General features: G+C 72.6%; 12 protein-coding genes. 3 read left to right on the top strand and 9 right to left on the bottom strand.

The window, feature by feature from the left end:
• Positions 1–20: 20 nt before the first annotated feature.
• Complete coding sequence (locus FIU83_RS09450; protein ID WP_152483826.1) at positions 21–3,935, top strand: AAA family ATPase; 3,915 nt, start codon at positions 21–23, stop codon at positions 3,933–3,935.
• A gap of 84 nt (positions 3,936–4,019) precedes the next feature.
• Here FIU83_RS09450 and FIU83_RS09445 read toward each other — a convergent pair whose 3' ends face one another.
• The 4 genes from FIU83_RS09445 to queC are packed head-to-tail and all read right to left on the bottom strand — an operon-like array spanning position 4,020 to position 6,605.
• Entirely contained in the window at positions 4,020–4,298 is a 279-nt protein-coding gene (locus FIU83_RS09445; protein WP_152483825.1) for a YkgJ family cysteine cluster protein, read from the bottom strand.
• Entirely contained in the window at positions 4,295–5,140 is an 846-nt protein-coding gene (locus tag FIU83_RS09440; RefSeq protein ID WP_152483824.1) for a 6-carboxytetrahydropterin synthase, read from the bottom strand. Before FIU83_RS09440 ends, FIU83_RS09445 begins: the two co-directional genes overlap by 4 nt.
• Positions 5,140–5,796 (bottom strand): 7-carboxy-7-deazaguanine synthase, encoded by a 657-nt coding sequence (gene queE, locus FIU83_RS09435; RefSeq protein ID WP_152483823.1) that lies wholly within the window; start codon positions 5,794–5,796, stop codon positions 5,140–5,142. Before queE ends, FIU83_RS09440 begins: the two co-directional genes overlap by 1 nt.
• Positions 5,796–6,605, bottom strand: a complete 810-nt coding sequence (gene queC, locus FIU83_RS09430) for a 7-cyano-7-deazaguanine synthase QueC (protein ID WP_152483822.1) — start codon at positions 6,603–6,605, stop codon at positions 5,796–5,798. The genes queE and queC overlap by 1 nt, the downstream gene beginning before the upstream one ends.
• 221 nt (positions 6,606–6,826) lie before the next feature.
• Here queC and yegQ point away from each other — a divergent pair, with 221 nt between their 5' ends.
• A complete protein-coding gene (yegQ, locus tag FIU83_RS09425) occupies positions 6,827–8,254 on the top strand; it encodes a tRNA 5-hydroxyuridine modification protein YegQ (RefSeq protein WP_152483821.1) in 1,428 nt (475 codons plus the stop codon).
• Between the two features lie 103 nt (positions 8,255–8,357).
• Positions 8,358–8,768, top strand: a complete 411-nt coding sequence (locus FIU83_RS09420) for an SRPBCC family protein (RefSeq protein WP_152483820.1) — start codon at positions 8,358–8,360, stop codon at positions 8,766–8,768.
• Between the two features lie 95 nt (positions 8,769–8,863).
• Here the strand turns inward: FIU83_RS09420 and FIU83_RS09415 are convergent, their stop codons facing one another.
• From FIU83_RS09415 to FIU83_RS09395, 5 genes are all read right to left on the bottom strand, one after another.
• On the bottom strand, positions 8,864–9,100 hold the full coding sequence (locus FIU83_RS09415) for a DUF2789 domain-containing protein (RefSeq protein WP_152483819.1): 237 nt from the start codon (positions 9,098–9,100) through the stop codon (positions 8,864–8,866).
• 71 nt (positions 9,101–9,171) lie between these two features.
• A complete protein-coding gene (locus FIU83_RS09410; protein WP_152483818.1) occupies positions 9,172–10,224 on the bottom strand; it encodes an asparaginase in 1,053 nt (350 codons plus the stop codon).
• A gap of 79 nt (positions 10,225–10,303) precedes the next feature.
• Positions 10,304–11,524, bottom strand: coding sequence for an efflux RND transporter periplasmic adaptor subunit (locus FIU83_RS09405; RefSeq protein WP_152483817.1), 1,221 nt, complete (start codon positions 11,522–11,524; stop codon positions 10,304–10,306).
• 31 nt (positions 11,525–11,555) lie between these two features.
• Positions 11,556–13,919: an ABC transporter permease gene (locus FIU83_RS09400; RefSeq protein ID WP_152483816.1), complete on the bottom strand. Its 2,364-nt coding sequence runs from the start codon at positions 13,917–13,919 to the stop codon at positions 11,556–11,558.
• A 4-nt stretch (positions 13,920–13,923) separates the two neighbouring features.
• Positions 13,924–14,640, bottom strand: a complete 717-nt coding sequence (locus FIU83_RS09395) for an ABC transporter ATP-binding protein (protein ID WP_152483815.1) — start codon at positions 14,638–14,640, stop codon at positions 13,924–13,926.
• Positions 14,641–14,642: the final 2 nt, after the last annotated feature.

The following is a 14,642-nucleotide window of genomic DNA, read 5'->3' as shown; positions in this document are numbered from 1 at the left end:
GCCACGCAGGAATGCTCAACATGCGGGATGCAGCCGACGACGTACACGATAACGACCGGGATCACCTGGCACTCTTCGGCCACTTTGCCTTGAATCTGGGCGACGATGTCCTGACCCAGTTCAGCTACGACAAGGTCAAGGCTCTGCTGGTCTATCTGCTGCTGCATGACCAGCCCGTCAACCGGGCCACCCTGGCCGAGCTGCTGTGGCCCGACCAGGGCCTGTCGTCGGGGCGCACCAACCTGCGTCACGCCCTTCACTGTCTGCGCCAGTCGCTGGGCGATGAGGCCGACCGAGTGCTGGCGGTGTCCCGCCAGACCATCGCCTTCCGGCTGCCGGAGGCCTGGCGCTTCGACATGCATCGCCTCCAGGAGCTGCTCGATGGCCCCGGCGACGTGGCGACCCTAGAGGCGGCGCTCGCCTGCTACCGGGGCGATCTCGTCGAGGAGCTGCAGCTTGGCAGCTGCGCCGAATATCAGCGCTGGCTGGTGCAGGTGCGCAACGAGTGGCGCCAGCGGGTGATCCGCTTCGCCGAGGGTGTTCTCGAGCGCCAGGAGCCGGTGCCCGCCGCGGTGCTGGAGGCCCTGGTCAGCCGCTTCTCGGGCTACGGCCCCTTCCACGAGCGGCTGGTTCGCCAGCTCGCCGAGCAGGGTCAGCTGGCCGCCGCCCACGAGCAGTACAACGCCTACCTGCAGCTGCTGGCGCTCTCCGGCCAGCAGCCCGAACCCGCCTTCCTGCAGCTCGCCCGCTACTGGTCCGACGCGCCGGCGGAGGGCTCGCCGCTGGGGCCCAGCGGCGCCTTCTCGCGGACCCTGGCCACCGACAGCGCACCGCTGCGCGAGGACGAGATCGAGCAGCGCCAGCTCTCGGTGATGGCCATCCGTCTGCGGCTCAAGGCCGACCTCTCGGATCGCGCCGACGCCCGCGCCTGCCTGGCGCTGCAGGTCGAGCTGATGCGCTGGCTCGAGCAGCAGTGCCACCACCTGGGGGGCTTCTGGCTGCCCGGGGCGACCGGCGGCCTGGGGCTGGCCTGCTTCGGCACCCACGGCCCGGCCCACCAGCTCGCCGAGCTGGTCGCGCTCTACGAGCACTGTCGCCGGGTGCTGCCCGAGGAGTCGCTGCGCCACTGGAGCGGCGAGGGCGAACCGCCCAGCATCGAACTGGCGGCGGGCCTCGACAGCGGACGCGTGGTCTATCTCCCCGAACGTCACCTGGTCGACCCGCTGGGCCAGGTGACCCAGGGCTCCCTGGACCTGATGAGCGCGGCCGGCGGCAGCGAGCTGGTGATCTCCCAGGACGCCAGCCAGCACATGCCGCCGGCCCTGGACCTGCAGCCGCGGCTCTCCACCCGCCTGGTGGCGAGCGACGGCCGCGTGCGCCTGCGGGCCCTGGTGCTCGGCACCAATGAGGGCGGCCGCGAGGCGCTGCCGCCGAGCCTGGTGGGGCGCGAGACCTCGCTGCGCACCCTGCGCGACGCCCTGGCCCGGGCCGGCATCGGCCTGCGCCAGAGCGTGCTGGTGCGCGGCCCCTCGGGGCTCGGCAAGTCGGCGCTGCTGGTGGGCTTTCGCCAGCTCGAGCAGAGCCGCGAGGCGGCGATCTGCTGGCAGCCGACCACCCGGCTCTCCGTGCAGGAGCCCTACGGCGTGGCTCGCCAGCTGCTGCGCTGGCACCTGGGCGGCCGCATCGACGAGGCTGCCCTGGCGCTCCTGCTGGCCGATGACGAGGCGCTGGCGCCGGAGAGCGAGCCGCGGCGCCTGCTCGAGGAGGCGCTCGGCGTGCGCGAGCCCCGCGAGATGGCGGTGCTGGCCCAGAGCGGCGAGGCCGTGGAGCTCGTCGTGGGGCTGCTGCACCGCCTGATCGGCGAGCTGACCCGCCAGCGCACCCTGGTGCTGATGATCGACGACCTGCAGTGGCTCGACGAGCCCTCCTTCAAGGTGCTGGCCGGCCTGCAGGCGCGGCTGCCGATCAACTGTCCCTTCCTGCTGGTGGCCAGCCACCACGGCCGCGAGGCGCTGCCGGCGCGGCTGCACTGGGACCAGCAGATCTCGCTGGGCCGGCTCGACCCGACCCAGTCCTCCCGGCTGCTCTCGCAGCTGGCGCGGCGCTACCGGATCCACCTCAGCCCGCGGCTGCGCGGCCAGATCATCGAGCGCTGCGACGGCGTGCCGCTCTACCTGCAGGAGATCTGCCGGCGCGTCGACATGGATCGCCGCGAGGGGCGCAGCGTGCAGCTCGACGAGCTGCCCCACGGTCTGCTGGGGCTGTTGGCCAGCCGCATCGACCAGCTCGATGGCGATCGCGAGGTGGCCCATGTGGCGGCGGTGCTGGGGCGCCGCTTCCGCCTCGACTTCCTCGCCGAGTGCAGCGGCTGGGAGATGAGCCGCCTCTCCGCGGCGCTGGAGCACATGCGGCGCCTCGAGATCATCGAGCCCGCCGAGGGGGAGCCGGCCGAGCGCGAGTACCAGTTCACCCATCAGCTGCTCCAGGAGGCCGCCTACCTGGCCTGCCCGCGGGACGTGCGGGTCAGCATCCATCGCCAGGTGGTCAGCCTGATCGAGGAGCACTTCCCGATGTGGATCAGTCGCCACCCCGGCGACTTCGCCACCCACCTGCGGCGCAGCGGCCACTATGCCCGCGGCGCGCGCTACTTCGAGCTGGCCGCCCGGGAGGCGCTCAAGGTCAGCGCCAACCGCACGGCGCTGAAGATGGCCGACTTCGGGCTGGCCAGCCTGCGCCATGTCGAGGACCAGGCGGAGCGTGAGATCAGCCTGCTCACCGTGCGCGGCCAGGCGGCCTTCGCCCTGGAGGGGCACGGCTCGCCCACCGCCCACGAGAGCTTCGTGCGTGCCCGGGAACTGCTGGCCCAGCAGCCGGGCAGCCCGGAGGAGGGCGGCGACCTGGAACAGGCGTTCCTGGTCAAGTGGGGACTCTGGGTGGGCTGCAGCCAGCGCCACGCCCATGCCGACGCCTTCTCGCTGGCCTCCAGGCTGGCCGGCCTCGCCGATCGCCTGGAGGACCCCCGCTACCGGCGCTTGGCCGACTTCGCTCGCGCCAGCTGCGAGTACTGGGCGGGCCGCATCTCCCAGGCCTATGACCACCTCGAGGAGATCGATCCGCTGAACGCCTCGATGATGATCGAATGGCTGCCGTTCTCCGATCACCCCCAGGTGGCCGCGGCCTGCTTCCAGGGCTGGGCGCTCTGCCTGCGCGGCGACTACCAGCGGGCGGAGCGGCAGGTGGAGTCGGCCATTCGCCTGGCCGAGCACATCAACCACCCGGGCAGCCTCGCCATGGCACTGATGTATGCCGCGGCCCTCTATCGCCAGCTGGGCCACGTGCACCTGGCCACCACGCGCGCCGAGCGTGCCTTCGAGCTGACCGGCACGCCGGACCTGCACCTCTGGCAGGTGGCCTCGCGCTGCGTGCTGGGCTGGCAGCGGGCGCTCTCCGGCGATCGCGACGGCCTGACGCAGATCGAGGCGGCCCTGGAGGAGCTGGCCGAGGTCACCGGGCGCGATCCCTACCAGCGCCCGGCGCTGTGGTACGTGGATGCCTGCGTGGCGCTGGGCGAGCTCTCCCGGGCCGAGGACTACCTCGATCAGTGCCTGATGATCGCCCGGGAACGCACCACCCTGTTCGTCTCGGAGCTGGCGCTCAACCTGGCGCGGATCCGCCATCGCCTGGGCCACGCCCGCGAGGAGGTCAAGAGCCTGACCGACCAGGCCATGGTGCATGCCCGGGAGGACGGCAACCTGCACCAGCAGCTCTCGGCGCTGGAGCTCTGGCTGACGCTGATCGACCCGCGGGACGAGGCGGCCCGGGCCGAATTCCGCCGCCTGCTGGGCGTGGTGAGCCACGGCGACGCCCCGGTGCTGATGCGCTGGCGCAGCCTGCTCGACCGGCGCCTGCCCCAGGCCGAGGACCTCTCCTCCTGAGGCGAGGCTCGCCAGCGAGGCCACCAGACGACAGCGGCGCCCCTCGGGGCGCCGCTGTCGTTGCCGGGCAGGGTGCGCCGTCGCTCAGGTGGCGAGCTCCAGGACCGCGATGCGCGCGAGCGCCTCGTCGCGGTGCTCGCCGCACAGCTCGGCATCGAAGTCGAAGCGGGCGCAGACCGCCGGGCGGCGGGGGTCGCCGAACAGTCGACAGAGATTCGCCTCGTCGAGCTGGGCGCAGCGCACCCCCGCCGGCTTGCCCTCGGGCATGCCGGGGATCGGCGAGCTGATCGAGGGCGCGATGCAGCAGGCGCCGCAGCCCGGGCGGCACTCGCCGGAGGCGCTCGGCGCGTGTGCGGCGCTCACGGGCGCGCCTCGGCGATGGCCCCCTTGTCGATCCCCTCGAAGGCCTGGACCCGGGTGGCCCGGCCGCTCTCCCGGGCGATGGCCTCGGCGAGCCAGGCGGCGATCTGCTCGACGGTGGTGGGGGTGGGCAGCACGGCGCAGCGGCGCCGGGGCAGGCGCAGGAAGAACTGGCCCTGGGCGGCGCGGTAGCGGGTGGTGAGCAGCTCGTCGAGGCCCGGGTCGTCGTCCGGGATGATGTCGGCCTCGTCGACCAGGTAGCGCTCGCTGAGCCACTCGGCCCAGCGCGCCTCCAGGGCCGGCTGGCGCTGACCGGCCTGCCAGACGTGCAGCCGCGAGCGGTGGCCGTGGGCGATGCGCTGGCAGTTGCCGGCGTGGCGCTTCAGGCCGTGGCTGTAGCCGTAGGCGGCGCCGTCGATCGCCTCCTCGCGCAGGGTCAGGCGCACGGCGTCGACCCGCGGCGGCGGCCGGCGCATCAGCTCGTCGGCCAGGTGGCGAGCGAGGCGCTCCGCGGTGATCTCGGGCCAGGGCAGCAGGCTCATGGCCTGGCGCGGGGCGCGCATCTCCAGCGGGTAGGGGGTGTCGCTGCGCAGGCAGAGGCCCTCTCGACAGTCGTGCAGCGTCACGCCCTGGGCCTCGGTCGGCACCAGCAGGGTGTGGTCGAAGCCGCCGTCGATCGCACCCTTGATCCAGGGCTTCACCACGCCGAAGTCGAAGAGCATGCCGTCCTCGCCGAGCTCGCCGTCGAGTTCGGCATCGACTTGCCAGCTGGCGCCGACCAGCCCGCGCCGCGGGCACCACAGCGAGGCGTCGAGCTGGGTCAGGCCGTTGACGAAGAGGGTCATCAGTCGACTCCTGCGATCTTGTGGGCCTGCAGCGACAGCCGCCACTGGGGATGGGCCAGGCAGTAGGCCACCGTCTCGGCCAGTGTGTCGGGCGTGACGTCGCCCGCCGGGCCGCCGGGGGCGGTGTCCATGGGCTGCAGGAAGAAGTGGGCGAAGTCCAGCCGCGCGAAGCGCTCGGGGGGGATGCCGGCCTGGGGGTGGACCAGCTTGAGCTCGTCGCCGCCGGTGACCACCAGCGGGTTGTCGCCCTTGGGGCTCACGCAGAGCCAGTCGATGCCGGCGGGGGGCGGCAGGGTGCCGTTGGTCTCCACCGCGACCTCGAAGCCGCGCGCGTGCATGGCGGCGACCAGGGCCTCGTCGAGCTGCAGCAGCGGCTCGCCGCCGGTGAACACCACGTAGGGCGTGGCGATCCCGTCCTGATCGGGCCACAGCGCGGTGAGATGGTCGGCCAGCGTCGCGGCATCCCGGAAGCGCCCGCCGTTCTGGCCGTCGGTGCCGATGAAGTCGGTATCGCAGAAGCGGCAGGCCGCGCTGGCGCGGTCCGCCTCGCGGCCCGACCAGAGGTTGCAGCCGCTGAAGCGGCAGAAGACGCTGGCGCGCCCGGCCTGGCCGCCTTCGCCCTGCAGCGAGTAGAAGGCTTCCTTGACGCTGTACATCAGGGTGCTCCCGGGGTGGTATCGGACCGCTTTGCTTCAGCGACATCATCGGGCCGCTGTGAATCCGCGGCGTGGTCGGGCCGCTGTGAATCCGCGGCGTGGTCGGGCTGCTGTGAATCCGCGGCGGGGTCGGGCCGCTGTGAATAGCCCAGGGGATCGACGGCGCCGTTGGCGGCGAAGGCCGCCAGGCGCTCCCGGCAGCTGCCGCAGCGACCGCAGGCCAAGGCCTCGCCGCGGTAGCAGGTCCAGGTGTCGGCGTAGTCGAGGCCCATGGCCAGCCCCTCGGCGAGGATCTCGGCCTTGCTCGAACGCAGGTAGGGGGCGTGGATCGTCACCGGGGCGAAGTTGGCGATGCCGGCCACCTCGTTCATCGCCTCGACGAAGGCGGGGCGGCAGTCCGGATAGAGCACGTGGTCGCCGCCGTGGGCGCCGTAGTCGACCCGGCCGGCGCCGATGTTGACCGCCTTGGCGATGGCCAACGACAGCAGCACCATGTTGCGGTTGGGCACCACGGTGGCGGCGAGGTTGTCCTCGGCGTAGTCGCCCTCGGGCAGCGCGCGGCTCTCGTCGGTGAGCGCCGAGGCGTCGATCAGGCCGTGGACGGCGGTGATGTCGACCACCTGGTGGGGCACGCTGAGCTCGCGGCAGACGCGCGCGGCTACCTCGAGCTCGCGGCGATGGCGCTGGCCGTAGTCGAAGGAGAGGGCGTGGACGTCGAGGCCCTCGCGCAGGGCGCGGTGCAGCACGGTGAAGGAGTCCATGCCGCCGGAGTAGATCACCACGGTGGCGGGGTCGGGGGAGTGGGTCATGTCGGAGACTCTGGTCGGAGAATTTGTCGCCCCCGCTGCGAAGCGGGCCGCGCGGCGGGAGAGGGCGCCGGGGTCCGGTCCGGCGCGCGACAGTGTACGCAAGGCCGCCGTATCTGGCCAGAATCGGCGCCAATTGCTAGACTTTCGCGCCTTCCCACACCCCTTGCACCCCCGCGGCCGCGGCCGTCGACGGTGCCATCGTCCTGACAACGGTGAATACCATGAAAGCCCCCGAACTGCTGTCGCCCGCCGGCACCTTCAAGAACATGCGCTACGCCTTCGCCTACGGGGCGGACGCGGTCTATGCCGGCCAGCCCCGCTACTCGCTGCGCGTGCGCAACAACGACTTCAAGATCGACAACCTGCACAAGGGCATCGCCTACGCCCACGAGCGGGGCAAGCAGTTCTACGTGGCCTCGAACATCGCGCCGCACAACAGCAAGCTCAAGACCTACCTGCGCGACATGGAGCCGGTGATCGAGGCCGGCCCGGACGCGCTCATCATGTCCGACCCCGGCCTGATCATGATGATCCGCGAGCGCTGGCCCGAGCAGGTGATCCACCTCTCGGTGCAGTCCAACGTGGTCAACTACGCGGCCGCGAAGTTCTGGCAGCAGCAGGGCATCAGCCGGATCATCCTGTCGCGTGAGCTGTCGCTGGAGGAGATCGCCCAGATCCGCGCCGAGTGCCCGGATCTGGAGATCGAGACCTTCGTCCACGGCGCGCTCTGCATCGCCTACTCCGGGCGCTGCCTGCTCTCCGGCTACTTCAACCACCGCGACCCCAATCAGGGTACCTGCACCAACGCCTGCCGCTGGAAGTACAACACCGTGGCGGCCTCCGAGGACGAGACCGGCGACCTGGTGCCGGCCAATTCGGCCCGCGCCCATGCGGCCAGCGGCATCTGGACCCCGGGCCAGGAGGGCGGGGTGATCGCCTCGGGCGGCGGCAGCGCCGAGGCGGCCGACATCAACACCGCCACCGCCACCGCCGGCGGCGTGGAGGGGCAGGACGAGCTCTCGGCGCTGATCGAGGACCGTACCCGGCCCGGCGAGCTGATGCCGGTCTATGAGGACGAGCACGGCACCTACATCATGAACTCCAAGGACCTGCGTGCGGTCCAGCACGTGCCGCGCCTGACCGAGATGGGCGTCACCTCGCTGAAGATCGAGGGGCGCACCAAGTCGCCCTACTACGTGGCGCGCACCGCCCAGGTCTACCGTCGCGCCATCGACGACGCCGTGGCCGGCCGCCCCTTCGACATGCGCCTGATGGACGAGCTCGACAACCTGGCCAACCGCGGCTATACGGAGGGCTTCTACCGCCGCCACGTCCACGACGAGTACCAGAACTACGAGCAGGGCAACTCGGTTGGCGTGCACCAGCAGTTCGTCGGCGAGGTCACCGCCTACGACCCGGATCGCGGCGTGCTGGAGATCGACGTCAAGAACCGCTTCGAGGTCGGCGACTCCATGGAGCTGATGCTGCCCGGTGGCAACCGCCGCTTCACCCTCGAGCACATCGAGAACCGTCGCGGCGAGTCGGTGGGCGCGGCGCCGGGCTCCGGCCATGTGGTGCGCATCCCGGTGCCGGGCGAGGCGATCTCCCCCGAGCGCATCGAGTTCGCGCTGCTGATGCGGGATCTCTGAGGCGACGCGCGGCTGGACATCCCCGGCCGGCGGCGACAAGGTAGAAGGCATTGGCGGTCGAACCGCGAGACGTCGAACCGTTGGCAGTCACACAGGGAGCGTCATGGCGACCATCGAACACAGCGCGATCCTCAAGGCCCCCCCGGAGCGGGTCTTCGCCCTGCTCGAGCGGGTCGAGGACTTCGCCGACTACTCCGACCTGATTAGGGCGATCGAGCCGCTGGGCCAGGACCGCTACCGCTGGCACGTGCACGCGGTGGGAATGGACTGGACCTTCGACGTCGCCATCACCGAGGCGCGGGCGCCGGAGGTGCTGGCCTGGGAGTCGCTGGACGGCGTCCACAACGAGGGCTGCTACCGCCTGACCCCGGTCGAGGACGGGACGAAGGTGGCCCTGACCCTGACCTACACGATCCGTAACCGGCTGCTGGAGAAGGCCGTCAACCGGGCGGCGCGGCCCCTGGTGGGCAAGGTGAGTCGCCAGATCCTGGAGCGCGTCGAGGCCCGGCTCTAGCCTGCAGCCGCTGTTCTTCGGGGACGAAAACAACGCCGCCCGTCATCGCGACGGGCGGCGTCGTTGTGTCGTTGAGTCGTTCTTGGGCGTGCGCCTCAGCCCTTGCGCAGCGAGGCGTCGAGGTGATCGACGACCTCGGCCCAGTCGGCATCCGCGTCGAGGGCCTCGCGCAGGAACTCGGCCTGGCCCTCGTTCCAGCAGGGGGCGTCCGGCAGGGCGATCTCCTCGGGGAGCGGCGCGTGGCGATCGATGAAGCGCTTGATCGCCGCGTGATCCGAGGCGAGGCCGAGCTGCTCGAAGAGTTCGCTGAAGGGGTGGTCGGGGTGTTCCATGGCGTGACTCCTGCTGACCGGTGAGAGTCCTTCCACCTTAGCGATTTCCGCGCCCGCGTGCATGCCGCGCGTCAACGCTCGCCGACCAGCGGCGTCAGGAAGCGCCGCCGACGCTCGGCCTCCTCGAGGGGCTGGGCGAGCAGGTGGACCAGCTTGGTGAAGGTCGCCTCGGGGGTCATGTCCTCGGCCGAGAGCACGCCGGCGTCCTTGAGCCCCTGGCCCGCGGCGTAGCCGCCGAAGGCCACCGCGCCATGGGGGCACTGGCTCAGCGCGGCCAGCAGCTTGCCCTCGCCGCTCGCCCGGGCCAGGGCCCCGGCCAGCGCCGGGTCGTCGGGCAGGTTGCCGCCGCCCCAGACCTCCAGCACCGCGCCGCGCACCCGCTCGTCGTCGAGCCAGGCCTCGACCTGCCAGGCCGAGAGGCCCGGCCACAGCGCCAGGCGCACCACGCCGCCCGCCGCCAGCGGCGCGTAGTCGGGCAGCTCGAAGCGCGGCGCGCCGCGCTGGTGATCCGCCAGCCCCCGGCCGGGGTAGAGCACCGCCTCCGCATCGACCCGCTCGCCGAGCGGCGCGAGGTTGGGGCTTGCGAAGGCGGCGGCGTCTCGGGTCTGCCACTTGCGGCTGCGACAGCCGCGCAGCAGCCGGCCGGCGAAGCAGAGCGCCACCTCCTTCAGGCGCGGCGTCACGGCGAATCGCAGGGCATCCTCGACGTTGGCGACGGCGTCGCTGCCCTCGGCCTCCAGCGGGCGCATGGCGCCGGTGAGGATCACCGGGCGGTCGATCCCCTGGAGCTGGAAGGCGAGGCTTGAGGCCGTCCAGGCCAGGGTGTCGGTGCCGTGGAGGATGACGATGCCGGCGTGGCGGCGGTAGTGGCGGGTCACCAGGGCGGCCAGCGCCTGCCAGTCTCGGGGGGTGGCGCTGCTGGAGTCGATGGGACGCTCGGTCTCGAGCACCTCGAAGGCGGGCAGGCTCGCCTGGCGGGCCGGGGGCAGGGCGGCCAGCGCCCGGCGCAGGCGGGCCTCGATGTCGCGGCCCGGCGTGAGCCCCTGGGGGCCGGGCAGCATGCCGAGGGTGCCGCCGGTGTAGATCACCAGTACGGGGGCGTCGAGGTCGGGTCCGGCGGTCATGGGGGCTCCTGGCGGGTCGGGCTGTCGGGGGCTCCATGATACGGCCGGCGCGGCGCCAGGCAAGCCCGGGGCTCGGGCGTCAGGCGTCCTCGCGAATCGCCGTGCCGTCGGCGAGCGCCTCGCTCGGGTGAGTCACGATGCGCTCCCCGGCCTCGAGCCCATCGAGGACCTGGCTCGCGAGCCCGCTCTGACGGCCGATCTCGAGGTGGCGAAGCCGGGCGCGGCCGGCCTCGACCGCGAAGGCCGCCCAGCGGCCGTCGTCGCGGAAGAGCGCGCTGGTGGGCACCTGCAGCACGTCGTCGGCCTGCCAGATCAAGAACTCCACCTCGACCCGGAAGCCGCTGCCGAGCCCGAGGGCGGCGGGGTCGGTGCCCGGGGCGAAGTCGACGATCACCGGCACCCGTTGCTCGTCGACGCCCAGTGCCGAGGTGCGGGTGAAGCCGGCGGGCTCGATGCGCCGCACCCTGCCATCGAGTGTCGGCCCGCCCCAGCCAGTGATGCGCACCGCCATGCCCGGTGTGAGGCGCACCGCGTCCATGGAGAGCAGGTCGACGAGGATCTCCATGTCCGCCAGGCGGCCGAGCTCGAGGATCGGCTGGCCGGCCTCCACCGTGCCTTCGCAGCAGCGGAACCGCTCGAGGACCACGCCGGCCACCGGGGCGGCCACCTCGAGCAGCGGCTGGTCGGCGGGGCTGCGCTGGCCGCTGGTCACCGCCAGCACCGCCCGGGCGCTCTCCACCTCGAAGCGGGCCGCCTCGACGCTCGAGGCGGCGGCCCGCTCCAGGGCCCGCTGGCGATCGCGCAGGCTCTCGCGATGCTCCAGGTCGGCGGTGGAGACCAGGTTGCGCCCGTGGAGGCGCTGGTAGCGCCGGTACTCGGCCTCCGCGAAGCGCCGCTCGGCGCGGGACGTCTCGAGGTGGGCCTCGGCCGCGTGGAGCCGCGCCCGGGCGGCTTGCAGGGCGTCCTCGGCCTGCTCGCGGCTGCGGGCGTCCAGGGCGGGTGCCGGGCTCGGCTCGAGGCCAAACAGCACCTGGCCCCGGTCCACCGCATCGCCCACCTCCAGCGTCACGCGGCGCAGGTAGCCGGTGATCGGCGCGGTGACGTGCCAGGTGTCGCGGAGCCGCGTGCGCCCCTCCTCGTCGACCGCATCGACGAAGGGCGCGCGCACCACCGCGGCGGTGGTCACGGTCACCGGTGCCGGGCGCAGGGCCCAGAGCAGCAGGCCTAGCACGACGAGGGCGGCCAGGGCCCAGAGCAGGCGGCGCGGGGTGGCGAGCGTGGCGAGGGGAACGCGAGGCATGGGAGACTCCGTGGCGACGTCGGGGGCGGGCTTACTCCGGTGCCTTGAGCACGGCGACCTGATCCAGGCGCCACAGGCGGCGCAGCATCAGCCCGGCGACCAGGACCGAGGCGACGATCACGCCGAGGGCCGAGACGGCGAAGATGCGCGGCGTGAAGAGCAGCGGGATGCGAAACAGCTCGCTGCTGAAGGCCTCGCTCAGCAGGGCGCAGAAGCCCGCGCCGAGGGCCCAGCCGGGCAGGGTGGCGAGTCCCCCCAGCAGCAGGATCTCGCCGAGCAGGATCCGCGACACCTCGGCCCGGGTGTAGCCCAGCACCAGCAGGGTGGCCAGCTCCCGGGAGCGCTCGGCGAAGCTGATCCGCGCGGTGTTGTAGATCACCCCGAAGGCGATCGAGCCGGCCAGGGTCACGAACACCAGGGCGAAGACCTGCAGCGTCTCGTCGAGGTAGCGGCGCACGCCGCGCTCGGCCTCGTCCATCAGCCCGATGCCGGCCACCGCCGGCAGCGCGTCGAGGGCCTCGATCAGTTCATCGCGGCGGGCCGGGTCGACCAGCAGCCAGGCGCCGCCGATGGCAGGCCCCTCGCGCATCAGGCGGTTGAGCCGCTCGCGACGCAGGTAGGCGCCGATGCCGATCGGCTCGTCGACCAGCGCGGCCACCGGCAGCGAGGCCCGGCGGCGATGGCCCTCCATGACCGCGACCTCCAGGGTATCGCCCACCTCGACCCCCAGCCACTCGCCGAGATAGCGGGTCAGCACCACGCCCTCGGGGGGCAGCGCTCGCGCCTGGCCCCGTGCATCGACGATCGGGCGCAGGCGCGGGCGGGCCTCGAGCCCCGTGAGGGCGCTGCGGTAGCGACGGTGGCCGTGGATCAGGGTGGCGGGCACGCGGCGCCAGGGCTCCACGGCCAGCACGCCGGGCAGGTGACGAAGCTCGCCCAGGGCCCGCTGCGGGGTGGGATCGTTGAAGGTCAGCTCGATGTCCATGCGCAGGATCTCCCGGTACTGGCGGTCGAGCATCCGGTCCAGCGCGGCGAGCTGCCAGGCCCCCATCATCAACAGGCCCGCCGAGAGGGCGATGCCGGTCACCGACAGCGCCGACTTGGCCGGCTGGCGGGCCAGGTGGCGCAGCACGATCCGCCCCTCGCCGGCCAGCGCGCGGCCCAGCGGCGAGCGCTCGAGCCAGGTGCGCCGGAAGCGCTGGGGCGCCGGCGGGCGCATCGCCTCGGCGGGCGGGGCGACGACCGCCTCCCAGACCGCCCGGCCGGTGCCGGCCAGCGCCGACAGGGCGGCCAGCAGCAGCGAGAGGGCCAGCGCCAAGGGCGGGATCGGGAAGCGCATCTCGGGGAAGCGGAAGTACTCGGCGTAGAGGCCGGCCATGCCCCGCGCGCTCCAGGCGCCGAGCCCCACCCCGAGTCCCCAGCCCAGCAGCACGATCAGCAGGGCGAGGCCGCCGTAGTGGCGAGCCAGCTCGGCGTCGCGGTAGCCGAAGGCCTTGAGCAGCGCGATCTGCTGGCGCTGGGTGCCGATCAGGCGGGTCATCACCACGTGGAGCAGGAAGGCCGAGACCAGCAGGAAGACGGTGGGCAGGATCGTGGCCTGGGCACGCTGCTGGTCGAGCTCCTCCTCGAGGAAGCGATGCGACGGCTGGTCGTGGCGGGTGCGGGCGCCGGTGGTGCCGTAGCGGGCGAGGGCCAGGTCCAGGGCCTCGATCACGCCCTCCCGGTCGGCCCCCGCCTGCAGGGTCAGCGAGAGCTGGTTGAAGGCGCCCTCCATGCCGTAGGCGTCGGCCAGCGCCGTCTCGTTCATCCAAAGGATGGCGTAGCGCCGGTAGTCGGGGACCAGGTCGGTGGGGCCGGCCTGGTAGAGGAACTCGGGGCTCAGGGCGATGCCGCTCAGCGTCAGGCGGGTGTGGCGCCCGTCGATGATCGCCTCGACGTGATCGCCGGGCACGAGCCCGTGGGCCTCGGCGAAGGCGTCGCTCGCGACCACCTTGGCCTCGCGCCCGGCGGTGGGCAGCTGGCCGGCGAGCAGGTGCAGGCGATTGAGCGTCGGTTGGCGGCCGTCGGGAATCGAGACCAGCTGGCCGCGCACCGGGTCGTCGAAGGCCGGCACCGAGAGGCGCACCGGAGCGCCCACCCGGGCGTCGACGAGGTTGACGCCGGGCAGGCGCTGCAGGCGCTCGACGAGCCCCCGGGGGGCGCGGGTGACGTCGGCGAACACCTCGGCGAAGTGGTGGCTGGCGTAGAAGCGGGCCTGGGCCCGGGTCAGGGCGTCGAGCATCGTCACCGCGAGGATCAGCGTCATCACCCCGCCGCCGATCACCACGGCGATGGCGAGCGTCTGCCCCTTCAGGCGCCCGAGGTCGCGCAGCTGCTCGCGCCGCAGGGCCCTCATGGGTTCACCATGCGAGTTCCGCGGCGCGGCGGCGCCGGCCCGGCACCGTGATGCCCTCCACGCGGCCATCGCGCAGGTGCACCACCCGGTCGGCCATCTCGCCGATCACCGCGTTGTGGGTGATGATGGCCATGGTCGTGTCGGACTCGCGATTGAGGGTCTCGATCACCTCGAGCACGCGAATGCCGGTGCGGGAGTCCAGCGCCCCGGTCGGCTCGTCGCAGAGCAGCAGCGAGGGGCGCTTGGCGATGGCGCGGGCGATCGCCACCCGCTGCTGCTCCCCCCCGGAGAGCTGTGAAGGGAAGTGGTCGAGCCGGTCCTCGAGGCCGACCCGGGCCAGGGCGGATTCGGGGGCCAGCGGGTCGCGGCTGATGTCGGTGACCATCGCCACGTTCTCGCGGGCGGTGAGGCTCGCGATCAGGTTGTAGAACTGGAAGACGAAGCCGACGTGGTGGCGGCGGTAGGCGGTCAGCTGGCGCCGGGAGGCGCGGGTGAGGTCGTGGTGGCCATAGCGGAGATGGCCGGAGGAGGCGCAATCGAGGCCGCCGAGCAGGTTGAGCAGGGTCGACTTGCCGGAGCCCGAGGCGCCGAGCAGCACGATCAGCTCGCCGCGGTGCAGTTCGAGGTCGACGCCACGCAGCGCCTGGATGGTGACCTCGCCCATGCGGCAGTGCCGGGTCAGCCCCCGAGCCGTCAGCACCACCTCCCGGTCGTCGTCCATCC

Origin of the sequence: Halomonas sp. THAF5a (assembly GCF_009363755.1) — a bacterium.
Taxonomy (GTDB): domain Bacteria; phylum Pseudomonadota; class Gammaproteobacteria; order Pseudomonadales; family Halomonadaceae; genus Halomonas.
Note: the sequence above shows the minus strand (reverse complement) of the source record. Positions and strands in the feature narration are given on the sequence as shown.